Source organism: Desulfobacter postgatei 2ac9 (assembly GCF_000233695.2).
GTDB lineage: Bacteria > Desulfobacterota > Desulfobacteria > Desulfobacterales > Desulfobacteraceae > Desulfobacter > Desulfobacter postgatei.
On the sequence record NZ_CM001488.1, the window covers coordinates 1,040,676 to 1,062,451 of the forward strand.

Annotated in this window: 28 protein-coding genes; 13 read left to right on the top strand and 15 right to left on the bottom strand. The window is 46.1% G+C overall.

What is annotated here, in order from left to right; genetic code table 11:
- Window positions 1-140 precede the first annotated feature (140 nt).
- Entirely contained in the window at window positions 141-893 is a 753-nt protein-coding gene (locus DESPODRAFT_RS04740) for an alpha/beta hydrolase (RefSeq protein ID WP_004071763.1), read from the top strand.
- Window positions 894-902: 9 nt separating this feature from the next.
- Here DESPODRAFT_RS04740 and DESPODRAFT_RS04745 read toward each other — a convergent pair whose 3' ends face one another.
- The 8 genes from DESPODRAFT_RS04745 to DESPODRAFT_RS04780 all read right to left on the bottom strand — a co-directional run bounded on the left by DESPODRAFT_RS04745 (window position 903) and on the right by DESPODRAFT_RS04780 (window position 7,011).
- Window positions 903-2,174 carry a THUMP domain-containing class I SAM-dependent RNA methyltransferase gene (locus DESPODRAFT_RS04745; protein WP_004071764.1) on the bottom strand — a complete coding sequence of 424 codons (1,272 nt, stop codon included), beginning with the start codon at window positions 2,172-2,174 and terminating at the stop codon, window positions 903-905.
- Window positions 2,153-2,407, bottom strand: a complete 255-nt coding sequence (locus tag DESPODRAFT_RS04750; RefSeq protein WP_004071765.1) for an FmdB family zinc ribbon protein — start codon at window positions 2,405-2,407, stop codon at window positions 2,153-2,155. The genes DESPODRAFT_RS04745 and DESPODRAFT_RS04750 overlap by 22 nt, the downstream gene beginning before the upstream one ends.
- A gap of 116 nt (window positions 2,408-2,523) precedes the next feature.
- Window positions 2,524-2,883 (bottom strand): NifB/NifX family molybdenum-iron cluster-binding protein, encoded by a 360-nt coding sequence (locus DESPODRAFT_RS04755; protein WP_004071766.1) that lies wholly within the window; start codon window positions 2,881-2,883, stop codon window positions 2,524-2,526.
- Window positions 2,884-2,942: 59 nt separating this feature from the next.
- Window positions 2,943-3,332 carry a NifB/NifX family molybdenum-iron cluster-binding protein gene (locus tag DESPODRAFT_RS04760; protein ID WP_004071767.1) on the bottom strand — a complete coding sequence of 130 codons (390 nt, stop codon included), beginning with the start codon at window positions 3,330-3,332 and terminating at the stop codon, window positions 2,943-2,945.
- A gap of 55 nt (window positions 3,333-3,387) precedes the next feature.
- Window positions 3,388-4,287 (bottom strand): ATP-binding protein, encoded by a 900-nt coding sequence (locus DESPODRAFT_RS04765; RefSeq protein WP_004071768.1) that lies wholly within the window; start codon window positions 4,285-4,287, stop codon window positions 3,388-3,390.
- A complete protein-coding gene (locus tag DESPODRAFT_RS04770) occupies window positions 4,287-5,147 on the bottom strand; it encodes an ATP-binding protein (RefSeq protein ID WP_004071769.1) in 861 nt (286 codons plus the stop codon). The genes DESPODRAFT_RS04765 and DESPODRAFT_RS04770 overlap by 1 nt, the downstream gene beginning before the upstream one ends.
- Before the next feature lie 38 nt (window positions 5,148-5,185).
- Window positions 5,186-5,569 (bottom strand): hypothetical protein, encoded by a 384-nt coding sequence (locus DESPODRAFT_RS04775; protein ID WP_004071770.1) that lies wholly within the window; start codon window positions 5,567-5,569, stop codon window positions 5,186-5,188.
- 395 nt (window positions 5,570-5,964) lie between these two features.
- Window positions 5,965-7,011, bottom strand: a complete 1,047-nt coding sequence (locus DESPODRAFT_RS04780; protein WP_004071771.1) for a 3-deoxy-7-phosphoheptulonate synthase — start codon at window positions 7,009-7,011, stop codon at window positions 5,965-5,967.
- A 318-nt stretch (window positions 7,012-7,329) separates the two neighbouring features.
- Between DESPODRAFT_RS04780 and DESPODRAFT_RS04790 the strand changes: the two genes are divergently transcribed.
- Both DESPODRAFT_RS04790 and DESPODRAFT_RS04795 read left to right on the top strand, forming a co-directional pair.
- The gene (locus DESPODRAFT_RS04790; protein WP_004071772.1) at window positions 7,330-8,097 is read left to right on the top strand and encodes a DUF697 domain-containing protein; all 768 of its coding nucleotides are present in this window, start codon (window positions 7,330-7,332) and stop codon (window positions 8,095-8,097) included.
- Between the two features lie 182 nt (window positions 8,098-8,279).
- Window positions 8,280-8,606, top strand: coding sequence for a hypothetical protein (locus DESPODRAFT_RS04795; RefSeq protein WP_004071774.1), 327 nt, complete (start codon window positions 8,280-8,282; stop codon window positions 8,604-8,606).
- Between the two features lie 322 nt (window positions 8,607-8,928).
- On the opposite strand, the gene DESPODRAFT_RS04800 is transcribed toward DESPODRAFT_RS04795, so the two are convergent.
- The 3 genes from DESPODRAFT_RS04800 to DESPODRAFT_RS04810 are packed head-to-tail and all read right to left on the bottom strand — an operon-like array spanning window position 8,929 to window position 11,625.
- Window positions 8,929-9,297: a type II toxin-antitoxin system RnlB family antitoxin gene (locus DESPODRAFT_RS04800; RefSeq protein ID WP_004071775.1), complete on the bottom strand. Its 369-nt coding sequence runs from the start codon at window positions 9,295-9,297 to the stop codon at window positions 8,929-8,931.
- Window positions 9,287-10,351: a type II toxin-antitoxin system RnlA family toxin gene (locus DESPODRAFT_RS04805; protein ID WP_004071776.1), complete on the bottom strand. Its 1,065-nt coding sequence runs from the start codon at window positions 10,349-10,351 to the stop codon at window positions 9,287-9,289. The genes DESPODRAFT_RS04800 and DESPODRAFT_RS04805 overlap by 11 nt, the downstream gene beginning before the upstream one ends.
- 20 nt (window positions 10,352-10,371) lie before the next feature.
- Window positions 10,372-11,625 carry a DUF7017 domain-containing protein gene (locus DESPODRAFT_RS04810; RefSeq protein ID WP_004071777.1) on the bottom strand — a complete coding sequence of 418 codons (1,254 nt, stop codon included), beginning with the start codon at window positions 11,623-11,625 and terminating at the stop codon, window positions 10,372-10,374.
- A 568-nt stretch (window positions 11,626-12,193) separates the two neighbouring features.
- Here DESPODRAFT_RS04810 and DESPODRAFT_RS19285 point away from each other — a divergent pair.
- The 5 genes from DESPODRAFT_RS19285 to ychF all read left to right on the top strand — a co-directional run bounded on the left by DESPODRAFT_RS19285 (window position 12,194) and on the right by ychF (window position 15,685).
- Window positions 12,194-12,394, top strand: coding sequence for an SEC-C metal-binding domain-containing protein (locus DESPODRAFT_RS19285; RefSeq protein ID WP_004071778.1), 201 nt, complete (start codon window positions 12,194-12,196; stop codon window positions 12,392-12,394).
- A 51-nt stretch (window positions 12,395-12,445) separates the two neighbouring features.
- Complete coding sequence (locus DESPODRAFT_RS04815; RefSeq protein WP_004071779.1) at window positions 12,446-12,994, top strand: rhomboid family intramembrane serine protease; 549 nt, start codon at window positions 12,446-12,448, stop codon at window positions 12,992-12,994.
- A 389-nt stretch (window positions 12,995-13,383) separates the two neighbouring features.
- Window positions 13,384-13,689: a YhbY family RNA-binding protein gene (locus DESPODRAFT_RS04820; RefSeq protein WP_004071781.1), complete on the top strand. Its 306-nt coding sequence runs from the start codon at window positions 13,384-13,386 to the stop codon at window positions 13,687-13,689.
- A 29-nt stretch (window positions 13,690-13,718) separates the two neighbouring features.
- Window positions 13,719-14,594: an MBL fold metallo-hydrolase gene (locus tag DESPODRAFT_RS04825; RefSeq protein ID WP_004071782.1), complete on the top strand. Its 876-nt coding sequence runs from the start codon at window positions 13,719-13,721 to the stop codon at window positions 14,592-14,594.
- Window positions 14,595-14,614: 20 nt separating this feature from the next.
- The gene (gene ychF / locus DESPODRAFT_RS04830; protein WP_004071783.1) at window positions 14,615-15,685 is read left to right on the top strand and encodes a redox-regulated ATPase YchF; all 1,071 of its coding nucleotides are present in this window, start codon (window positions 14,615-14,617) and stop codon (window positions 15,683-15,685) included.
- Between the two features lie 57 nt (window positions 15,686-15,742).
- Here ychF and DESPODRAFT_RS04835 read toward each other — a convergent pair whose 3' ends face one another.
- The 3 genes from DESPODRAFT_RS04835 to pyrR are packed head-to-tail and all read right to left on the bottom strand — an operon-like array spanning window position 15,743 to window position 17,193.
- Complete coding sequence (locus DESPODRAFT_RS04835) at window positions 15,743-16,147, bottom strand: hypothetical protein (RefSeq protein ID WP_004071784.1); 405 nt, start codon at window positions 16,145-16,147, stop codon at window positions 15,743-15,745.
- Window positions 16,148-16,150: 3 nt separating this feature from the next.
- On the bottom strand, window positions 16,151-16,654 hold the full coding sequence (locus DESPODRAFT_RS04840; protein ID WP_004071785.1) for a MogA/MoaB family molybdenum cofactor biosynthesis protein: 504 nt from the start codon (window positions 16,652-16,654) through the stop codon (window positions 16,151-16,153).
- A complete protein-coding gene (gene pyrR / locus DESPODRAFT_RS04845) occupies window positions 16,651-17,193 on the bottom strand; it encodes a bifunctional pyr operon transcriptional regulator/uracil phosphoribosyltransferase PyrR (protein WP_004071786.1) in 543 nt (180 codons plus the stop codon). Before pyrR ends, DESPODRAFT_RS04840 begins: the two co-directional genes overlap by 4 nt.
- A 295-nt stretch (window positions 17,194-17,488) precedes the next feature.
- Between pyrR and mobA the strand changes: the two genes are divergently transcribed.
- Genes mobA through mltA form a run of 5 tightly spaced genes read left to right on the top strand, consistent with a single transcriptional unit; the run spans window position 17,489 to window position 21,493 of the window.
- Window positions 17,489-18,115 (top strand): molybdenum cofactor guanylyltransferase, encoded by a 627-nt coding sequence (gene mobA, locus DESPODRAFT_RS04850; RefSeq protein WP_004071787.1) that lies wholly within the window; start codon window positions 17,489-17,491, stop codon window positions 18,113-18,115.
- Window positions 18,116-18,139: 24 nt separating this feature from the next.
- On the top strand, window positions 18,140-18,499 hold the full coding sequence (locus DESPODRAFT_RS04855; RefSeq protein ID WP_004071788.1) for a molybdenum cofactor biosynthesis protein MoaE: 360 nt from the start codon (window positions 18,140-18,142) through the stop codon (window positions 18,497-18,499).
- A 27-nt stretch (window positions 18,500-18,526) separates the two neighbouring features.
- On the top strand, window positions 18,527-19,015 hold the full coding sequence (gene moaC, locus DESPODRAFT_RS04860; protein ID WP_004071789.1) for a cyclic pyranopterin monophosphate synthase MoaC: 489 nt from the start codon (window positions 18,527-18,529) through the stop codon (window positions 19,013-19,015).
- The gene (locus DESPODRAFT_RS04865; protein ID WP_004071790.1) at window positions 19,012-20,217 is read left to right on the top strand and encodes a DNA recombination protein RmuC; all 1,206 of its coding nucleotides are present in this window, start codon (window positions 19,012-19,014) and stop codon (window positions 20,215-20,217) included. Before moaC ends, DESPODRAFT_RS04865 begins: the two co-directional genes overlap by 4 nt.
- Window positions 20,201-21,493, top strand: a complete 1,293-nt coding sequence (mltA, locus tag DESPODRAFT_RS04870; protein WP_004071791.1) for a murein transglycosylase A — start codon at window positions 20,201-20,203, stop codon at window positions 21,491-21,493. The genes DESPODRAFT_RS04865 and mltA overlap by 17 nt, the downstream gene beginning before the upstream one ends.
- Window positions 21,494-21,506: 13 nt before the next feature.
- Here the strand turns inward: mltA and DESPODRAFT_RS04875 are convergent, their stop codons facing one another.
- Window positions 21,507-21,755 carry a hypothetical protein gene (locus DESPODRAFT_RS04875; RefSeq protein WP_004071792.1) on the bottom strand — a complete coding sequence of 83 codons (249 nt, stop codon included), beginning with the start codon at window positions 21,753-21,755 and terminating at the stop codon, window positions 21,507-21,509.
- Window positions 21,756-21,776: the final 21 nt, after the last annotated feature.

The window sequence follows — 21,776 nt, forward strand, 5'->3', positions numbered from 1 at the left end:
GGTTCCGGCTTCCAGAAAATATTTTCGGGTCTACATATTGTGTGACCCCATTTGTTCATATTTTTCAAACTTTGTTGTGGGCCATGCCCGGCAGTTGATATGTCAGGTCAGCCCACGGCTGCTATAAGGAAGGAGTGCCCGTGGATAACTTGCTTGATCATCCGTTAATTGAGCAGCGTTATTTTTTTCCCCGCAAGGGTTTTTTTGCTGATCCTTTTTGGGTTGATGTTGATGGCGCAAGATTAGCCTGCAGCTATCATGAAATTAATCCCGAGGCAAAAACGCTAGTACATTTTCACGGCAATGGTGAGATTGTTGATGACTGGCAAGGTGATTTTGTCTCCTTGATTCATCAGATGGGCTGTAATTGTTTGTTGGCGGAATTGCGCGGTTATGGACAATCAAGCGGTCGGGCCCAATTGGGTAAAATGATCTGCGATGTAGCGCCAACCATCGAAGCCTTAAAACGTAATGAGAAGGATTTTATTTTTTTCGGTCGTAGTGTTGGTTCTATTTTTGCTCTTGAAGCCGCAGCCCGTTTTCCTGATGCCGCCGGGCTGGTTCTTGAAAGTGCTGTTGCCGATGTGCTTGAGCGTTTGCTGTTGCGTGTTCACCCTGATGAACTCAATGTTGATTTGTCTGCTTTACGCAACGCAGTGGAGCAGCAGCTTAATCATCAGCAGAAAATAGCCTCATTTAAAGGCGATGTATTGGTGCTGCACACCGTTAATGATGGCTTGATTGATGTGAGCCACGGTAAGCGGCTTTATGATTGGGCGCCAGGGCGTAAAACGATTAAATTGTTTGATCGGGGCGATCACAACAGCATTATGATGTTTAATGCCGGTGAGTATTTTTCTTGTTTGGAAAGTTTTATTCGTGGTTTGAGCTGATGTACCGGCTTACCTGCCGATCACGCCGATGGCAGTGCGAAGATCAAGTCCGCCATGGAAAAGGGGCATGGTTGACAGGCTTAAGTTCAGCGCCCGGAACTCTTTTCTGCCCGGACAGACAACGCCTGCCCGCCATCCTTTGAAATCCGCAGCCAGCTTGTTCCCGATCTCTTTATAAAGGGCTGTGATATCGTCATTTTTATCCAGGCGGATGCCATAGGGTGGATTCAGGAGCACTACCCCCTGGTTGTCTGTAATGGGTGGGGGCTTCATGGTGAAGAAATCATCGCAGACTGGGCAGATGCGTTGAAACAGCCTGTGTCGGGTGCAGGTTTGTTTCAGCCGGTCAATGGCTGCCTGGTCTATATCACGGGCCAGGATGGGGGGCAACGGCCCGGCGTCCATGCATGCCCCGGCTGCTGCCAGAAGCCTGTTGCGGGCATGGGTGATACTTTTTTCCTCAAATCCCGGCCACGCTTCAAAGGCAAATGATCTGAATGCCCCTGGGGGCAGTGCGCACTGCATCATGGCGCCCTCTAAGCTGAATGTGCCGGAGCCGCACATGGGGTCGGCGATCATGTCCTTTTCTGACAGATCCAGCCGGGTCAGAATGGCAAAGGCCAGGGTTTCACGCAAAGGTGCTTTAACAATTTTTTCTTTAATTCCGCGTTTGTACAAAGAGGTTCCGGACATATCAAGGGAGAGTTCAAATCTGTCATTTTCCCCGCGGACCATCAGGGGCTGGGAAATGGTTTCGGCTGATTTGCTGATGTCGTGCTGCTCAGATCTATCCTTTAAAAACAGCCGGTCATGAATGATGGGTCTGATCCGGTCCGCAATGGCTGTGGAGTGATACAGGCGCGATTTGTGGGTGGATACCCTGATATCAGGCGGGCTTTGGGGCGGCAGGTACAATTCCCAGTCAATGGATTTAATCTGTTCTTCAAGCCGCCTGAAACCATCTGCCTTGAATGATGCGACACGCATGAGTATCCGGGTGGTTGATCCCATCAGAATATTGGCCAGGCAGGCGGTTTTCAATCTGGTTGTGAATTCAATCCCCCCGGGAAGCGCCTTAATATCAGTGATTCTGTCGTTATCTGAGAATATTTCCCCCGCCTTTTGGGAGACCCGGTTCACCTCTGTTTCACAAACACCACCAAGGCCCGGTGGGCATACGGCAAAAAAAACATGGGGTCTTCCGGAAATACGGCGTTTTATACGTTTTTCAAAGGCTGAAGGGATGTTGTACAATTTTTTTAAAAAGTCCTGCCGCAGCATGAACCGGGACCGGCACATCCACTTTTTTCACCCGGTCTGGAACCGCAGCAGGCTGTGTCGTTGGGGCCGGGCAGGGAGCTGCCGGATTTGCCTGAAAAGCTTGAGTGGGCTGCCACGAGCTTTTCAAGTTGGGTACTGCCGCACTCAGGGCAGACAGCCTGGTCATCCCGACCGGTCACGAGCAGTTCAAGAATCCGGTTGCATTGCGGACAATGGAAGTCATATAAAGGCATATTTTCTCCTTTTTTACAGAAGCACACCCTGTGCTGGCGACACCTTTTTAAATGAGACGGGGGTAAGATAGGGGTAAAAGATGCCACCAGGACAGGGCGCGCTTCGGATTAATTTTTTACCAGTGACCTTCGGCGTTGGACCCGTCGGCAAATGTGAATTTACCTGCTTTAAAGTCTTCAATCGTACTTTTGATGGTGCCGGAGGCGTCATTGGCTACTTTTACGCCGGCACTGTCAAGGGTTTTGAATGCATTGGGGCCGCAGAACCCTGTGATCAAGACCTGGGCACCCTTGTCACAGATTGCCGAAGCCGCTGTAATACCGGCGCCTTTAAAGGCATTTTTATTTTCAGCGTTGTCAATGACCTCAAAATCCAGGGTGTCTGTGTCCACCACTATGATGTAGGCCGCTCTGCCGAATCTGGGGTCCACCTGGGCATCAAGGTCTTTGCCCGCTGATGTAATCGCTATTTTCATTGGTTTTTCCTAAAAAGTATTAATCTGTGTCCGTCCTGAAATGAATTTGTGGATGGGCACTATTGTGCGCCGCCGCCACCACCGCCGCAGACCTGATCGTTCCGAATCTGTGTAAGTTTGCCGGCAATAAGGTCCATGACCACAGGTTCAATATTCGGACGCTGGTCATCGTGATAGACATCAATGCCCACCTGGCGGAAGCCCATGAGCGGCCGCATGCCGATGCCGCCCACGATCAGGGCATTTACCCGATGTTCGGCCAGAAGGTTTACAGGTACCATGCAGCCGCCCTGGGCATGCTCCTGGTTGGCAACGGTGGATACCGTTTCAATTTTTCCATCCTTGACATCCACAAAGGTGAATACGTCACAATGTCCGAAATGGCCTGCACGGGTACCGGAAAGTCCTCCTTCTCCGTTGGAGGGAATTGCAATTCTACCGTTTTTCATAATTTTTACTTAACTCCTTTACTTGTGTATATTGAATCTAAAAAATATTATTTAGTTAACACAGCCTGTCCATCTTCATGGCCGGGTGAGCCATAATTCGATTCCAGATCTCTTTGATTTGTGTTGCAACAGGGCTGTCACCATGGGTTTCCATGATGGATTTACCTTGGACCATGGCTGCTGTGAATGCCGGGTCAAAGGGGAGTTTTCCCACAAATTCCATATTTCTTTTTTCGGCAATGGCCTCAATGGCCCGGGCCTGATCCGTGTTTAAATCGTATTTGTTGATGCAGACCATGGCCGGTATTTTAAAATGGGCTGCCAACTGGGCCACACGTTCCATGTCATGGATGCCTGAAACCGTGGGCTCGGTCACGATGAGAACTGCGTTGGCATGCCCGATGGAGGCAATAACCGGGCATCCGATACCCGGAGGGCCGTCCGTGAGCAGGAGGTCAATGTGGTTCGCAAGTACCCGTTTTCTGGCCTCGTCTCTGACCAGGGCCACCAACCGGCCTGAGTTGTCTTCTGCAATGCCTAAGCGGGCATGGATCATCTCTCCGAACCGGGTAGAGGAAGCAAACCATTGTCCGCAGACTTTTTCCTCAAATTTAATAGCAGATTCAGGACACAGGTCTGCGCAGACCCCGCAGCCTTCACAGGCAAGGCCGTCAATATAAAATATCCCTGCGCCTTCCACCGGTTTAACGGCGTCAAACCTGCACAGCTCCATACACTGACCGCAGCCGGTGCAGGCGTCAGGGATGATTTCTGCCTCATAGCCGCCTGCAAAATCATGGGTTTCTTGAATGTCCGGGTCCATAATAAGGTGGAGGTCTGCTGCATCCACGTCCGCATCACAAAGCATCATATTCCCGGCAAGGCTTGCAAATGCTGCTGTTAAACTGGTTTTTCCGGTTCCGCCTTTGCCGCTTAAAATAACAAGTTCTTTCATCAGGCATCCCCTTTCCGGTTTACGATTGCTTCAATAGATGTGTACAGACCTTTAAATATCTCTTTGTATTCAGGCAAAGCCTGGACAAGCAGTTCGCCCTTTGAGTAGGCCGAAGCAATGTCCTTGTCAAAGGGAATTTCCAGTAAAATTGGAATATTTTCATTTCGGGCATAAATTTTAACCTCATCATTGCCAATACCCGCCCGGTTGATCACAATACCGCAGGGAATGCCTAACAGCTTCACCGCTTCCACGGCCAGGGTCAGATCATGCAGCCCAAAGGGCGTGGGCTCGGTGACCAGAAGCACAAAATCCGTTCCTTTCATGGAGGCAATCACGGGACAGGAGGTGCCCGGCGGGGCATCTATAATGGTGAGTTCTTTTTCTTTCTCAAGTTTCCGAACCTGCCTGATGACCGGTGGTGCCATAACCTGGCCGATATCCATAAGCCCCCGGCCGAATGACGGGGAACCGGGCAGATTCAGGGTGCCTGTTTCCACCGTACCGATGAACCGGTCGATTTCAGTGATGGCTTTTTCCGGACAAACAACCGTGCAGCCGCCACAAGAGTGGCAGAGTTCCGGAAAGGTAACCACCGTTTTCCCGGCCACGGCAATTGCGCCGAACCGGCAGATATCCATACATTTTTTGCAATAGGTGCAAAGGCTTAAGTCCACTTTAGGCACAGGGGCATTGACCCTTTCTTTTCCAGTGAAGTTTGGGTTCAGGAAAAGGTGGGCATTGGGTTCTTCCACGTCGCAGTCTAAAAGCATAAGGTCTCTATCAAGACTTGCGCAAAGATTGGTGGCCACAGTAGTCTTACCTGTGCCGCCTTTTCCGCTTGCTATGCTGATAATCATATAATTTTATCTCCTTGGGGGGGTCAGGGTTTTTCGCCTCACCCGAGCAACCTGATTTTTTTCAATTGGTTTTCCAGGTTTCGGGCATCATCCTGCCCCGGTTGAACAGGCAGCTGCATCAGTACACCGTATCCTTCATAAACATCATGGAACTGTTTTTTATCCATGGTGCCGGTAATTGCACAATTGGTCATGGGGCTTTGGGTGGTGACGGCCTCCACCAAGACTTTGGCATTCATGTCCGTCAGAGTTTCTTCCATGATTACCAGGTCAATCCATTGACCTTTTGGCGTATTGGCAATCAGGGATAAAAGTTCTTTGCCTGTTGCGCACCATTTTATTTCAATGCTGTGTTGGCCCAACATCTGTTCAAGCCCCTTAAACTGAGCTTTATCCCTGCTCACAAATACTGCCTGTTTCATTTTGTATATCTCCAGTCTCTTTTAATTCAATTGCCAAGATCCCTGGTTTTGGAATCTTCAGTAAAGGAAAGCAAAGCGTGTGCCATTGTTTTATTAATATTGAGCTTATGTGCAATGGACTGAAAAATAAGGTCTATTATATCTTTGACAAGGGGGGTATAAAAAAAGAGGGTTATGTGATGGGTGCAAAAATGCGACCATGTATTGCATATGGAACAACGTGAGGCAAAAACGAAATCTCCGGGGCTGTTGCAATTGATTTATGGTCACGGAAAGCACTCAAAATTAAGGAACGGATCTTAAATAACTTCTCCATTTGGCCATCTCCGGGAGCGCGGACGTCACGGCCCGCGCTCTCAGGTTAAACTGTTTCGGACTCAATGTCGTGTTAAAATTCAGGGCAGCTTATCAAATGCGCAATGGAGAAGTTTTTCCGTGGTTTCCCATGAGATGCATTCATCTGTGATGGAGACCCCGTACTTAAGGTTATCCGCATCCCCGTTGCATTTGCATTTCTGATTGCCTTCAAACAGGTTGCTTTCCAGCATCAGGCCCACAATCCTGTCATTGCCCCCAAGCCTTTGATCCACGGCGCTCTTGAATACAAAGGCCTGGCCCGTGTATTTCTGGCCGGAGTTGTCATGGGAACAGTCAATGATCACCGCATCCAAAAGGTCTCTTTCCCTGAGTCGGGCCTGGGCTTTTCCCACGGAGACGGGATCATAGTTGGGTGTGGTCCCGCCGCGCAGGACAATGTGGCAGAAGCGGTTGCCCCGGGTGGAGACAACCGCTGTTTTGCCGTCCGGATCAATGCCCAGAAAATGCTGGGGCGTCTTGGCGGCCTGGGTGGCGTTGATTGCTGCCGTCAGAGTGCCGTCGGTACCGTTTTTGAATCCCACGGGCATGGAGAGTCCCGAGGCCATCTCCCGGTGGGTCTGGGACTCTGTGGTGCGTGCACCAATGGCCACCCAGCTTAAAAGCCCGGCAATGTACTGGGGGGTAATGGGATCTAAAATTTCCGTGGCAGCAGGCAGACCCAAGGCATTGATGCTGATCAGCAGGGACCTTGCCCTTCGAAGTCCTTCTTCCATATTATATGAGGAATCCAGGAGCGGATCATTGATCAGTCCCTTCCAGCCCACGGTGGTTCTGGGTTTTTCAAAATAGACCCGCATAATCAGGCTGATTTTATCTTTTACCTCTTCACGCAGGGCTTTCATCTTTTGGGCATACTCCATGGCGCCATCCATGTCATGGATGGAGCAGGGACCTGCAATGACCATCAGCCGTTTGTCCTCTCCGGTAAGGATCTCCTGGACTTCCCTGCGGCCGGCCAGCACGTTGTCGGCAGTTTCGTCGGGTATGGGCAGTTCCGTTCGCATGACTTCCGGGGAGGTAAGGGTGAGAAATGATTCTACGTTTACATCGTTAATCTGTTTCATGACGATTCCTTTCGCGGGCTCTGGTCGCCTGAAACTTCAAATAAAAAAGCCGCAGGCGGTGTCTGCCTGCGGCTTTAAAAAATGATATATTTAGCGCAATACAGGCAGGCCGGTATAAAAATAATACCAAAAATAAAAATAATAGCTGTCTGTTTTGCGGATGGTCATAGATTTTTCCTTTTATAACTATGTCAAATTGTATAAACTCCTTTTTCTGGCGAGTCAAGCATTTAATTAAGGAGAAAACATTATGGAACTGGCAGCAGAATATTTTGACGACGGCAGTTCTTTTGTGGCGTTCGGTAATGAGGTGATGAAATGACCAGACAGAACAAAAAAGAAGCGCTTGCTAATGTCGAAAAACTTGAACAGAATGTGGGTGTTTCACATGCTATCGATCAAGACACCGAAATTCCAACGAATGGACTTGCGAGAAAGACTGCAATGAGATTGCTCGATTATTCGGTTAAACGATTCAGTGGCGTGAATCCAGATAAAGCAATTAAACAAACCCGGGATATGAAAAAAAAATATCCGGGCCTTTCTGATGCCGAAGTGGTTGAGAAGCTTATAAAGGCCAAATGCCAGAAAACAGCCGCCATTGGGGTTACAACATCAGCCTCCAGCCTCATTCCGGGACTGGGGACAGCTTTAGCGCTGACCGTAGGATTTGTAGTTGATATCAGCAGCATACTGAAAATGCATTCCGAGCTTGTGTTAGAAATCGCGGAAGCCTATGGGAAACGGTTATCTGAGATGGAGCGCAGTGAGGTCATACTTGCAGTAACGGGTTTGAGTGCCGGCATCAACACTATTAGTGGTAAAGCGGTAAAAGGTGTGTCACATAAGGTAGGTGAAATTGCGGCACAGAAATGGCTTTCAAAGGCTATTCCGGCCATCGGTATGGCGACTTCGGCCAGTGCCAATGTATTGTCCACCTATATTATCGGAAAACGAGCGGATGCCTATTTCACAAGGGGACCCGAGGCAATGAAAGATTTAAAGGATAATCTGCGTGCTCTCAGTGGTGTGGATGAACGGAAGATTTCAGAATGGTATAAAAAGTTTATTGGAAATGACCTGTGATGACATCAGAAGAAAATCTTTTCAAGACAGATACGCGTGGATCAATTATTTATGACGAATCCGGAATAGAGGTGATTAATTTTAAAACTCCAGCCCAGAAGAATATGGATGGTCAAACTTGCTGACAAAATCAATAACCTCTCTTCTTGATCAACTTGAAGTAACAGAAAACTGGAGAAATTATGAATTTAAATGATCCTTCACTGTTAATTGGAGTATCAATCATATCTGAAATGCATCAAAATTTTCAGGAAGGAAACAATGATGATAGGGACCATATTACCAATCTGTCGTTGGTCATAAACGGAATATCGGGTTACCTTGAGACAATAAAGATGCCAAAAGCAGAGTGCCGGGAAATTTTAGCTGAATTAGAGAAATATGGAAAGAAACTGTGGATTGATTATTGCGTAGAGCAAAATGAATATGATGAATCTGAACAGGAAATACGAGAAGATTCAGACTATCTTTTTGACTATATCTTTAAGCATCATGATTATCCAGAATAATCGATTTTAATCAGCATTAGTGTGATCTATTTATTGGTGAATATGAGACCGATAAGCTGATGGAAGACACCAAGGACTGAGCTTTAACAAAAGTATCGAACGCCCTTTGAATAAAGGCAATGGGGCCACAATCATAGACAGAATGCTCGCTTTTCAAAATTATAATTTCACGAAAAAGGGGGGATTGATTCGCGGTACATTTTTTTTGAGCAGGATTAATCCGAGGGAGCCATACAATCGGAATAAATTCTCTAAATATTTTTTAGCCATTATCTGATTGTTTTTTGAATTAGCAGAATTTCTAAATACAAATGATGGAAAGTCATAAAAGCCGTTTCTTTTTAATTAAGAATCGTTGCGGCTTTGTCAATACGCTATTATCAAGGATTTCAGAATTTCTGCTATAATATTCGCCCGAAACTTGTTTTAGTTCTTCTGAAACTTTTGTAACATTTAAGAGCGTTTGGAAGTTTAACTTTTTTCCATCAAAGAAAATTTCATAAAATCGATCTCTATCGTAACCATTTGACAGAAGTAAGTCTAAAAGGATATTTCCAACATACTCTTCTTTCATCAAACAGGCTTCAAGCTCTTCTACCCATTCTATGGGGCTCATATAGCTCGTTGACAAAACGATATAAGAATATCTGTCAGCGTTGGTTCTTTTTATGTCAAATCGTTTATTCTTCATTTGTTATTTGATAAAAGGATTGATTTATAACATCAAATATTTCATTAATCAAGGTGGTTGCTGTTTCTCGAGTATGAGTTATTACCGTCAAAGAGGCGTCTTTTTTATCGGTATGAAACAATGGGTGCCGATGCTTCACGTACATAAAATAAGCATTTTGTAGGGATTTGCAGACAACATCATTTTTTATGTCATCTTTTAAAAATAGCATCGTTTCATAACTTTTATTTTCATCGAAAAGCGATCCTAAGCGGCCGACGGTCTTATACTCTTTTGAAAATTCACTTAGAAGCATACGAATATAGCCTTCTAAACCCCTTAGGGCAGGATAGATACAGCAAGAATAATCTTCCAATTCAACATCTATTTTCATTAATGACAACGCAGGCGTCATCACCTTAAGGATTTTTTCATCAAATCGTCCGTAAACTGCAAATAACCTTGATTCTAATTCTTCCCGGACCACATCAGGCTTTAGGTCTATCTTATACAAATCGGATTCGATTTCGACAACTTGATCAAAATCAATCAATTCATTAATAAATGATTTGATTACATTGTATATATATAGTGGCCGCCCTTGCAATAATATGGTTTGATTGGCATATTGAGTTAGTGTCGTTTCATCTTTATAAATACTGCTGATTTTGAAAATGGTATGATTATTATTAGTCTTGTATGGTTCAAGACTTTCACTTTTTACTGCTTCTTCTGTATCCAAATATTCCAATAATAATTCAAAGTCGTCCTGTTTAATTTTTCGATACGTTATGCAATTATTGTGCGAGTCTGCTTCCTTGCATTCGCCGATTAAAAATTTAATGTAATCTTCTGATAATTCAGGGTTTTTCCCAATTATCGAAAAAGAAACTGTGCCATTATTATTAAAATATATTGTTATTGATGCTTGGATGCCTTGTTTTTCGATTGTTATATTTGATGATGCCCCTTTAGTCTTTTTTACTATTGGCGGCTCAGATAAATCAAAAAATATTTTGTCTTTTAAAAGTTCATTTAATCTCTTTTGATCGATATTAAGGTTTTTATATGCCATCACGTTTCCTAAATTGATAATTACTTGAGATTAGAATTTGTATCCGTACATCCTCTGACATTATGTGCTGCAATAGTTTTTCTTTGCTTTTTATTATCGAAACTATCCTTTGTTAAAAATAAAACCTTAAGTCCTATTTTTATATTTTGTGTTTTAATATGGGAGTCTCTAAAACTAAAGTAAAAATCTTCATTAGTATCGTCTTGGTTAATGAATCCCGCTTTACCATTAGCCAAGATATTTTTAATAGTTCCTTTTAAAAAATTGGAATTATCTATTAGCGACTGTTCCCATGTCTCGAATAACTTTTTATGAAGACTCAACGTGTCTCCATAATTATCCAAGCTCAAGTTTATAAGGTTTGTAAAATCGTCCAATTCTTCTGGAATATTCCAATTGTTATCTTGACGGAGTTTGTAGGCAAGAGCCGTATGATCTTTCGCTAAATCGAACATTTTTAAGTTTTTGTAAATTCTTGCCATATGAAAAAACAATTCCCATTTAAATCCGACTTGTCCTTTAAACAATGCGGCTTGAATTGAATACTTTAAAGCGTCGGGCATATTATCTAAATGATAATATACTCTTGAAATATCAAAATTCACAAACCATTCGCTCTTTTGTTTTAGAACTGATTCTAAAAAAATGAGCGCTTTCTCATATTCACCAGTTTTGATATAGCATAGACCTAATCGCCTTTTTAACCAGATATTGTCGTTATAATGGAACGATTCGATAGTTTTTAAAGCGTCTTCACATATAGCAATGCAATCATCATATAGACCCATCCGTTCCAATGCTTTGGATTTTAGCATATAGTACTTCTCTTTTTCAGACGGGATTGAAAGAATTTTATTGTTTTTATCTTTAAAGGTGTACTCTTCAGAGGAAATCAGATCAAACGATAATCGATTAAGCCAGTTCAATATCGTTTCTGCTGGGAAACTTTTTTTTGATTTGCTTAAATATTCACATGTTTTTAGTACAGCTTTGGAAAAGGGGGTATGAGCTTTTTGATCGACTAATCCTTCAATGGCACTAACAGCTTTAAAAAAAGTTGATTCATCATCGCTTATTTGATCAAGGTCCAATTTAACACTGGTTTCATAAATGCACCATGCGTATAGATTGTTGCCCAATTCAAATTCTTTATTAAGAGGATAATATTCACGACAAATATCCAAAGCCTTTTCGGACTTCCCCAGTTTTCTTAAACAATTTGCATATCCCCACCCTTCCCATTCATTGCATCGTGGCCTATAATTTTCCCACAAATATTTATATATTTCTAAGGCTTGATTGAAATTTCCATTTTTTCTGAGAGATAGGGCTTCGGCTTTTTTTTGCGAAAATTCGATTCCGAGTATCCTTTATTTGAATTGAAAAAGGAGTTGTTGGCTTGACAGCAATAAATATACAAAAATTATTATTGCAATAATACACCCATATTTAAATAACTTATTAATATACGGGTTCTATTTTATGATGTCAATTTGTTGCTAAGATATTGAAATTTTATCTATCGCTACTTATTATTTTTAACCTTTCTTAGGGAACAATTATGGTATTATTTTTCTTAATGGCCTTTCAGAAAAAAGCGGTCAATACCAAACGTAAGGCTGGCGGTGGCTCACATAAGCCAATCACTGGTCAATAAATGTCAGATTATATGAATTATGCCGCTAAAATAAGGTCTTTCATGAAAAAAATCCAGAAGAAAACCAGGCTGAACGAACAAGGTCTTAGAACAATTTTCAGTTTGATCTTTAATTCTTTACAAAATTAATGGTCCGCTTATAATCTAAAGCTTGTAAAGCTAATTCAAAAATAGGAGTATTTTATATGGGTTGGTTCAGTCAGCTTTTTAGTAACGAGCAGATACCTCCTGAAATTTCACCGGGGAAAAATGATCCGTGCTGGTGTGGTAGCGGAACGAAATACAAAAAATGTCATCTTTTAAAGGATAAACTTTACTTCAAGGAACACCCTATTTCTAAAAAAAAGACACCTAAAAAAAATGCATGTGGTCCCGTTTTTGGCTGACGAAAATGATGAGAAACCCTGTATGGGTTTAAAACCGGTAAAGAACGACAAATGAGGATTAAATACAACTCTCCTGTTATTCTGACCTATGCCATAATATCCATATGTGTTTTGGCATTCACCAGCAACGGTATTTTAGCAAAATATTTTTCATCGCCTCGGCACTTATCATCATTTTTGAATCCATATTTTTATTTCAAGTTGGTTTCATACATTGCCGGTCATGCTAATTGGAATCACCTCATCGGAAACATGATGATCATTCTTCTTGTCGGACCTTTGCTTGAAGAAAAATATGGTTCAGTCAAGCTCTTTGAAATGATTTTGATTACAGCGATATCAACGGCATTGCTAAACGCATTTTTATTCTCCAATTCCCTCATAGGTGGAAGCGGGATTGCATTTATGCTGATTCTTCTTAGCTCTTTTTCAAATATCAGAAGTCGAGAAATTCCTTTGACCTTCATCATTATTGCAGTGCTTTACATCGGCAGTGAAGTGTTATCAATTTTAAAAATTGATAGGGTATCCCAATTTAGTCATCTCGCTGGAGGGTTTATTGGAGCGTCTTATGGATTTGTCCGAAGTGTGGGGCGGTGAAAAATAAATTTCTAAATATCATGTGTCATCGGGCCACATTTTGACATAGCTATCACTGACTGAAGAAATCATCGCTTTTATCAACAGGCTCTCAGTCAAAAGCGAAATCTCCCAGACGCTAAATTTAGAACCCCAGGCTATTTTAATGGTTATAACCATCAAGCACCTGAAAAATGAAAACGGGTACTCAATATTTATATCCAATTTCAATCCTAAAATCTGTCTATATTAAAACGTTGGAATCCCTGTTAGCAGTGGCTCCTTCTTCTGTCATTGACGATGATCGTTCAAGTTTTATTAACGTAGAAACAGAGCCCGGTGTATCCACAATCCCAGGTTTATGATAATATGCCGGACCTGAAAGATGAACTTTAATTTAAGGATCGAACGTGACACAACTTACCGGCGCTCAGCGCAAATATCTAAGGGGCCTTGCCCATAGTTTAAATCCTTCAGCCTTTGTGGGGGCAAAGGGCCTGACAACAGCCCTGATCCAGGAGATGGACAACGCCCTGAACGCATCCGAACTGATTAAGATAAAATTTATTGATCACAAGGAAAAGGATGTAAAATCTGCTCTTATGGAAGAGATTTCAGCGCGGCTTAAATGCCATCTTGCCGGAACCATCGGCCATGTGGCTGTTCTTTACCGCTGTCATCCAGACCCGGAAAAGCGAAAAATCACTTTGGCTTGAACTGAATCAACCACCCAAAGGGGATTACCATGATGCAGGAAACGTCATTTATTGTTATTCGGGGCAACAGTATGCGGCTGGACGGCGGCACCATGTTCGGCAACGCCCCTAAAGCCCTGTGGCAGAAATGGGTCCGGGCAGATGAACGGGGCATGATTGATATCGCTTCAAACTGTCTGCTGGTCAAAACCGGAAATTATAATTTATTGTTTGAGACAGGATGCGGCGCATATCTCTCTCCTGACATGAAGGCGCGTTTTGCCGTCCAAGAAGAGACGCATATCTTGCTCAAAGCCCTGTCAGAACAGGGTTTAAGTGATTCAGACATCAGTCATGTTGTTCTGTCTCATCTTCATTTTGACCATGCCGGCGGACTTTTAAGCGCCTGGGAACCGGATCGGGAACCGGCCCTGCTTTTCCCCAATGCCCTTTTCGTGGTGGGAGAGGAGCATTTCAGGCGCTCAAAATCCCCACATCCCCGTGACCGGGCCTCATTTATTCCGGGTCTTGCTGAAAAGTTGCAGGCCACAGGGCGTCTCGTGTTAAAGCAGGGTGGGGACCGCCTGACTGTGGGCGCCCTGACCATTGAATTTTTCCAGAGCCAGGGACACACCCCGGGGATGCTGGTCTCCCTGATTCAGGCCCGGGGCGGTACCGTTATTTACACAGGCGATCTTATCCCGGGACTGCCCTGGGTGAACCTGCCCATCACCATGGGGTATGACCGGTTTGCCGAAAAGCTGGTGGACGAGAAAAAACAGATACTGGACCGTGCCGTTGCCGAAGATGCCCTGCTGGTCTTTCCCCATGATCCGGTCCATGTGGCTGCCCGGGTTGAACGCGATCCCGTGAAAAAAAGGGTGATGCCGGCAAAGGTCTTTGAAACTTTAACTATGACGCTTTAAAAGAGGATAAACATAAAAAAATGAAGGTAGGCATTATCGGACTTCCCCAGACAGGGAAGAAAACATTGTTTCAGATTTTGACCGGCAACGAGATTACGGATCCGGCCAAGGCATTTAAGCCGGTCCCGGGCACCGCCGACATTCTGGATTCCAGGTTTGACCGCTTGGTGGAGATGTATGCCCCCAAAAAGGAGGTCAGGGCGCGTCTTGACCTGGTACTTTTGCCTAAAATGGAGGCTGAAACCATTTCCAAAGGAGATATTTTTAAAGATATATCCGACATGGATGCGGTTTGCCATGTGGTCCGGGCTTTTGAAGATGAGGCTGTTTATCATGCCGAAGGCAGTGTGGATGCCCTGCGCGATTTTGACATGGTCAATTCCGAGCTTGTGATGCACGACCAGATTTTTGTGGAAAAGCGCATTGAGCGGCTCTCTGCCATGGTCAAGAAAATTAAGGATGAAGACCAGAAAAAAGAACTGGTCCTTATGGAGAAGATGCTGGCCCATCTGGAACAGGAACTGCCGCTTCGCCTGCTTGAGTTATCCGAGGATGAGGAGAAACTGATTCGCTCCTACCCCTTCATCACGTTGAAAAAATTGGTGGTTGCGGTCAATGTGGCCGAACATGACCTTGGCAATACAGGTATTCTGGAGGTCTTTAAAGGCAGTTGCGATGCCCTTGCCATAGAGGCGATGCTGGTATCGGCCAAGGTGGAGGCGGAAATCGCCATGCTGGACAGTGCCGAGGAAAAACAGGCGTTCCTTGAGGACTTGGGTATTACCTCCACAGCCCTGGAGTCTTTGACTGCGCTTTGCCTGAAGTCCCTGGATCTGATCTCGTTTTTTACCGTGGGCAAAGACGAGGTTCGGCAGTGGCTGGTGAGAAAGGCGTCTAAGGCCCCCACAGCCGCCGGTGTCATCCATTCAGACCTTGAGCGCGGTTTTATCCGGGCCGAGGTGTTCAAGTACGATGAACTCATGGAACTTGGTTCCGAAGCGGAATTGAAAAAGAACGGCAAGTTCTATGTGGAGGGCAAAGATTACGTGGTCCAGGACGGAGATATCTTAAATATCCGCTTTTCTGTGTGAATCATCCAGGGACAATACTATTTTTTTCAAAAAATAGTATTGTCCCTGGATAAGTGTCTATTCCGGGGCGTTGCCGTGTGCTTCGGTGAGCTTTTCTTTTAGAAACGCTATTTCCTGCTCATCATATTCATACATATCAAAGCAGCATGCGTCTTCGCCCAGAAGTCCTTCGGGCACGTGGTCTCCTTGCTCCTGGGGATCGGTGACCAGGTCCGCGTAAAAACAGATAGACAGCCAGCGGTCCTCCGGGTCATCATCAATGACATCCACCATGGCAAAGAGCGGGCGTTTGGCTTGGGCCGTATGCCGGGGGCGAAAGGAGTAACTTACCCCGGGCCGGCTGACAAATTCAAGAGCGATGTCGGACAGGGTGTTTACGTGATCCACAAGCTCGGTAAATGCCTTGCGGGTCTGGTTGTCATTATCTTTCCAGTCGTTTAATAATGCGTCAAGTTCTTTCATAACCTATTCCTTTGCATGTTTAATCAAATGTCCAAGTTCCGGGAAAATCAGATTGCTGCAGGCCAGTTTGCAGGCGTTCAGACTGCCGGGCATGCAGAATACCGCAGTGCCTTTTATAAAGCCTGCGGTGGCCCGGGACAAAATGGCGGCAGAGTCAATCTGTTCAAAACTGAGCTGGGCAAATACCGGCCCAAAGGCTGTCAGTTCCTTGTCAAACAGGGGCCGAACCGCTTCTATGGTGACATCTTTGGGACTGATGCCGGTACCGCCGGTCATGATGACGGCATGGGGGACTATGCGCCCGATAATATGCTCAAGCGCTTCTGTGATGGCATTTATATCGTCGGGGATCACCTGGTGAATCACCACGTCATGCCCCTCTTTTTTTGCCTGTTTTTTTATCCATAAACCGCTTTTGTCATTTTCAAAAGTTCTGGTGGAGGAGATGGACAATATGGCAATTTTGAGATGCCTGGGCAACGATGTCCGATGGGCGTGGGTACTCATGAGTCTTTTAGTTCCCTGTAAACGCAATCTTCATTGTCTTGTTCAAGGACATGGACATGGATCATATCTTCGGGTTCTGTATTCGCAAAAATACCCTGATAATCCGCCTGGATGGGTAATTCCCTGTGACCTCGGTCCACCAGGATGGCAAGCTCAATGCGGGCGGGTCTGCCAAAATCCATCAAAGCCTCCATGGCAGCCCGGATGGTTCTTCCTGTGAAAAGCACGTCATCCACCAGAATAATCTCTTTGTCATCCACGGAAAAGGGGATGTTCGAGGGCCTTACCGTGGGCTGGTGACTGATTTTTGTCCAGTCGTCCCGGTACATGTTGATGTCCATGGACCCCACAGGCGGTGTTGTACCTTCAATGGCTGCGATTTGATCGGCCAGGCGTTTTGCAAGAAAATCTCCCCGGGTCTGGATCCCCACCAGGGCCAGGTTTTTTACCCCTTTATGTTTTTCAATAATTTCGTAGGCAATGCGGGTGATGATCCGTTTGTAATCCTGATCATTAAGAATGCTCTTTTTTTTTGTCATGATATGCCTTTTTACGTGTTCGGATATGGCCTAAAAGTTTTTTCTACCATCTTTTTTTTAGCACGGCAACACCTTGATTTCTTATCCGGCAATTCTAAATTTTATTCTCGCACAAAGCCTCAAAGAGACAAAGGGGCACAAAGTAGAATAAAAATTTTTGTGTCTTGGTGTCTTTGTGCGAGTTTTCAACTAATAAATATTCATATTTAGAATTGCTGTTTCTTATCCGGATTCATATAATGAAGATTATCATTAAGGGTTTCGGAAGAAATAAACGCAGAAGGGATTAAAGGCATTGGAAAAAATAGACTGCACGGGCGTGATCCTGGCCGGCGGCCGCAACAGCCGGTTTCCCGGCATAAACAAATCATTTCACAAGGTTGGGACACATACCATGCTGGCCCGGATTCATACCCTGTTTTCCATGATGTTTAAGGAAGTGATTCTGGTGGTTAATGAGCCGGCCCTTTTTTTAGATGTCGACGCCCTGATTGTAACGGATATTGACCCCTCCCAATGCGCTTTGGCAGGGCTTCATGCCGGCCTGTTTCATGCCGGCTTTGACTGGAGCTATGTAACGGCCTGTGACGTTCCCTTTGTCAGCGAGAAGATCATCCGGTACCTTCTGACGCAAAGAAGTCCCGGAAAACAGATTATCATACCCAGAACCTGGGAGGGGCTTGAACCCTTGTCCGCTTTGTATCATAAATCCTGTATGCCGAGAATTGAGACCAATCTTAAAAAAAAGGTGTTTATGATCAAAAAATTTTTTAAGCCTGAACGGGTCCGGCAGATTCCGCCCCAAACGCTTGAATCCCTGGACCCGGATTTGCGTTTTAAGTTTAATGTGAACACGCCTGCCGACCTTGAAACAGCCAGGGGGATGGCCCAGCATTCAGACCCGGGGTATGGACGGGGGTAAAGAGAAAATATATAAGGAGGATTCGTGGATTTACCTGCAATGATAAACCAGATGAGAAATCACCCGGATTTTTCCAAAGCCGGGATGGTGCTTTACCATAACGGGGTGGTCCGGGACAGCTCCCGGGACGGTCGGCCTGTCACGGGTCTGACTTTAACGGTAGACCGGAAAAAATTGGATCGGATTATAAACGAGACCCGGGCCATGCCCGGTATTGTGGAGGTGCTGGTGCATATCAATTCGGATATGCCGCTGATGGTGGGCGATGACGTAATGTTTCTGGCCGTGGCAGGCGATATCCGGGAACATGTGATTGACGCCCTAACCTTGGCCCTGAACCGCATAAAAACAGAAGCCACGGCCAAAACCCAAGTGTTTGCCTGATTGGGTTAAACGTTTAAAGGTGTTGATGTGAACGACTTTACCCATATTGACGGCCAGGGCCGTGTCCGGATGGTGGATGTGGGCCAAAAGCCTCCCACAAAACGTGTTGCCGTGGCAAAAGGGAGGGTTTTCATGTCCCCGGACACCCTGACCGCGATTGTGGATGAAAAGGTAAAAAAGGGGAATGTGCTGGAAACAGCACGCATTGCAGGGATCATGGCGGCCAAGCAGACCTGGTCCCTGATTCCCATGTGCCATCCCCTGAACATCACCCATGCCCGGGTGGATTTTTCTGAGGATAAGGAGAACAGCTGTATTCACATTGAGGCGCAGGTGTCGCTGACCGAAAAAACCGGGGTGGAGATGGAAGCCATGACCGCTGTCAGTGTTGCGGCCCTGACCATCTATGACATGTGCAAGGCCTATGACAAGGGCATGGAGATATCCAACATTCATCTGGCCTTTAAATCCGGGGGAAAAAGCGGCACGTACACGGCACCTGAAACATCTGCATGATTGATTTTGCCCACATGACCATCAGCACGGGGAATCTGGCCTTCTTAGGGGCAGGGTTTGGACTAGGCCTTTTAACAGCTCTGGTTCTTGTTAAACTGGTCATGCATTTTTTTTCAGACCGGTTCAAGGCGTTGTCCAACAAGGCGCTTTATGAAAATTCCCGGCACTTCATGGACATGGCCCAGTCCCATTTCAGCGGTTATGTGCGGGAAGCCCATCAGGATTTCAAGGTCAAAGAGGAGGCATTCACCCGGGCCGTTGATCCGGTACACCGCATGTTAGACCGCTATGAACAGCGGCTTGGCACCATGGAAAAGGACAGAAGCCAGGCCTTTGGCGCCATCAGTCAGTATTTGTCGGATATGGCAAAAATCCAGCACCAGCTTGCCAAAGAAACGGATAACCTGGTTAAAGCCCTGCGGGTGCCCCATGTCCGGGGCAGATGGGGGGAAGTGACCCTGAAACGGGCAGTGGAACTGGCCGGCATGGTCGACCATTGTGACTTTATTGAACAGGGCGTGCAGGGGAGCGGCAAGGGGGCGCTTCGCCCGGACATGGTGGTGAAACTGCCCGGCAACCGTCAGGTTGTGGTGGATGCCAAGGTACCGCTCATGGCGTATCTGGATGCCCTGGAAACAACGAATGAAGCGGCCCAGAAAGAAAGACTTGATGACCATGCCCGCCAGGTGATGGCCCACATTATCCAGCTGGGATCGAAAAATTATGCAGCCGCCTTTAGCCCAAGCCCTGAGTTTGTGGTCCTGTTTATCCCCGGGGAAAATTTTTTTTCTGCCGCCCTTGCGGCCCGGCCGGATCTTATTGAAAAGGGGGTAAGCCACGGCGTGATTCTGGCCACGCCCACCACGCTGATCGCCCTGCTGAAAACCGTGTCCTATGTGTGGCTTCAGCAGGCAGGTCATGAAAACGCCCGGGCCATCCGGGAACTTGGTCTGGAGCTTTTTGAGCGGCTCTCCACCATGGCCGGACACATGAACCGCCTGGGAAAGGATATTGAGCGCACCGCCGCCACCTTTAACCGCACCCTGGGTGCCATGGAAAAAAGGGTGCTGGTTTCGGCCCGGAAATTTGAAAATTTAGGCGTCTCCAGTGCCGGTCTGCCGGATTGTGAACCTGTGTCTGGATCTGTTCTGACCCTTAACCGTATAAAAGAAAGGAGTCCGGGTGATGAGACTGATGAATAACCTTGAACAAAGACCTGTAGGGTTTTGTCTGAATTGTGGAAATACGCACATGTATAAGAAACGCAAGCCACTATACCAACGCGTGCTTTATCTGTTACTGATCCTGACGCTTGCCGGGACCTTGGGGTGCCAGAGTCAGAAAAAAATGGAACATCCCCGGGAAAATCCGTTGGTGAAGGTGGCTGGCTCAGACCTGCCCGAATTTACGGATGCGTTGTTTTTTCAAGATCTTGTGGTCTCCATTGACCAGAGCCTCGTCTATTTTAAGCGTGTGCCGGCAAATCGGACCTATAATTATGGTGAGGATGTGTATAATGCCGCCCATATGATCACTTCCCTTGAAACGTTTAAAGCGTTCCTTGATACCAAGCCGTCGCCCAAAGATCTGAACCGCTTTATCCGGAAATCGTATACAGTGTACAAAAGTGTGGGCGGCCCAAATAAAGATGTGCTTTTCACCGGTTATTTTGAACCCACCTATCCGGGCAGCCGCACCCCGGGGCCGCAATATCCGTGGCCGGTCTACGCCATGCCCGATGATTTGTTCCAGATTGATTTGTCGGCTTTCTCAGATGCATATAAAGGGCACAAACAGCTCATGGCCCGTGTTGATTCAAACTCCCGCAGGATTCTGCCCTATTATACCCGGGAGCAGATCAACAAGCAGCCCGATTTTGCACAAAAAGCCCGGCCCGTGGTCTGGCTGGCCAACCGTATTGACCGGTTTTTTCTGGAGATTCAGGGGTCGGGCAGGGTGGCGCTTCCCGATAACGAGATTATGCGCCTGCATTACGCCGGGGTTAATGGCCGAAAATACAGTGCTGTGGGAAAATATCTCATTGATAACAACGAGGTGCCAAAGGAAAAGATGTCCATGCAGGCCATACGCGAATGGCTCACGGCCCATCCGGAACGCATGGATGAGGTGTTGTTTACCAATGACAGCTTTGTGTTTTTCAAGGAAGGCAAGGGCGGCCCCTTTGGTTGCATCAATGTCGCCGTAACGCCTGTCCGTTCCATTGCCACGGACACCAAACTTTTTCCCAAAGGGGGGCTGGCTTTTATCCAAACGGCGCTGCCTGCCGGCGTGGGGCAACCCAAAGAGGCATGGCCCAGGGCGTCTTTGTTCGTGCTCAACCAGGATACCGGCGGTGCCATCAAGGGGCCGGGCCGGGTGGATCTGTTCTGCGGTGCCGGTGACTGGGCCGATTACACTGCCGGTCACATGGTGGCCAGGGGGCAACTCTATTTTCTGGTGCTTACGCCAAAGAACTAAAGAGATGTAAAAACTAACGGTCTTTCAAAAACAGGCTGTGGTATTCGTTTTCGGAAATGTGTTTTTTTAAGTATGTATTGACCCAATCATAAATTTCTTCAAGTTCCTGGTGGGAAAGTCTTGGCAGAAGGGTTTTCATGAAGGCGTCCTCACTGAATTTCTGCATATAGAACATGATGGTCTCCTCATCACTTGTCCTGTCCATGCCAAAGGCACCAATGCCGTTATATTCCTGGATAAACTGGTGGGTGTCTTTTTTCATAAGCTTGGTAGTTCCGGGTTT

Bases quoted from the DNA above. Each gene is read 5' to 3' on its own strand.
- DESPODRAFT_RS04745 (WP_004071764.1), bottom strand. From the start codon at position 2,174: ATGCTGCGGCAGGACTTTTTAAAAAAATTGTACAACATCCCTTCAGCC.
- DESPODRAFT_RS04750 (WP_004071765.1), bottom strand. From the start codon at position 2,407: ATGCCTTTATATGACTTCCATTGTCCGCAATGCAACCGGATTCTTGAA.
- DESPODRAFT_RS04755 (WP_004071766.1), bottom strand. From the start codon at position 2,883: ATGAAAATAGCGATTACATCAGCGGGCAAAGACCTTGATGCCCAGGTG.
- DESPODRAFT_RS04760 (WP_004071767.1), bottom strand. From the start codon at position 3,332: ATGAAAAACGGTAGAATTGCAATTCCCTCCAACGGAGAAGGAGGACTT.
- DESPODRAFT_RS04765 (WP_004071768.1), bottom strand. From the start codon at position 4,287: ATGAAAGAACTTGTTATTTTAAGCGGCAAAGGCGGAACCGGAAAAACC.
- DESPODRAFT_RS04770 (WP_004071769.1), bottom strand. From the start codon at position 5,147: ATGATTATCAGCATAGCAAGCGGAAAAGGCGGCACAGGTAAGACTACT.
- DESPODRAFT_RS04775 (WP_004071770.1), bottom strand. From the start codon at position 5,569: ATGAAACAGGCAGTATTTGTGAGCAGGGATAAAGCTCAGTTTAAGGGG.
- DESPODRAFT_RS04780 (WP_004071771.1), bottom strand. From the start codon at position 7,011: ATGAAACAGATTAACGATGTAAACGTAGAATCATTTCTCACCCTTACC.
- DESPODRAFT_RS04790 (WP_004071772.1), top strand. From the start codon at position 7,330: ATGACCAGACAGAACAAAAAAGAAGCGCTTGCTAATGTCGAAAAACTT.
- DESPODRAFT_RS04795 (WP_004071774.1), top strand. From the start codon at position 8,280: ATGAATTTAAATGATCCTTCACTGTTAATTGGAGTATCAATCATATCT.
- DESPODRAFT_RS04800 (WP_004071775.1), bottom strand. From the start codon at position 9,297: ATGAAGAATAAACGATTTGACATAAAAAGAACCAACGCTGACAGATAT.
- DESPODRAFT_RS04805 (WP_004071776.1), bottom strand. From the start codon at position 10,351: ATGGCATATAAAAACCTTAATATCGATCAAAAGAGATTAAATGAACTT.
- DESPODRAFT_RS19285 (WP_004071778.1), top strand. From the start codon at position 12,194: ATGGGTTGGTTCAGTCAGCTTTTTAGTAACGAGCAGATACCTCCTGAA.
- DESPODRAFT_RS04815 (WP_004071779.1), top strand. From the start codon at position 12,446: ATGAGGATTAAATACAACTCTCCTGTTATTCTGACCTATGCCATAATA.
- DESPODRAFT_RS04825 (WP_004071782.1), top strand. From the start codon at position 13,719: ATGATGCAGGAAACGTCATTTATTGTTATTCGGGGCAACAGTATGCGG.
- ychF (WP_004071783.1), top strand. From the start codon at position 14,615: ATGAAGGTAGGCATTATCGGACTTCCCCAGACAGGGAAGAAAACATTG.
- DESPODRAFT_RS04835 (WP_004071784.1), bottom strand. From the start codon at position 16,147: ATGAAAGAACTTGACGCATTATTAAACGACTGGAAAGATAATGACAAC.
- DESPODRAFT_RS04840 (WP_004071785.1), bottom strand. From the start codon at position 16,654: ATGAGTACCCACGCCCATCGGACATCGTTGCCCAGGCATCTCAAAATT.
- pyrR (WP_004071786.1), bottom strand. From the start codon at position 17,193: ATGACAAAAAAAAAGAGCATTCTTAATGATCAGGATTACAAACGGATC.
- DESPODRAFT_RS04865 (WP_004071790.1), top strand. From the start codon at position 19,012: ATGATTGATTTTGCCCACATGACCATCAGCACGGGGAATCTGGCCTTC.
- mltA (WP_004071791.1), top strand. From the start codon at position 20,201: ATGAGACTGATGAATAACCTTGAACAAAGACCTGTAGGGTTTTGTCTG.
- DESPODRAFT_RS04875 (WP_004071792.1), bottom strand. From the start codon at position 21,755: ATGAAAAAAGACACCCACCAGTTTATCCAGGAATATAACGGCATTGGT.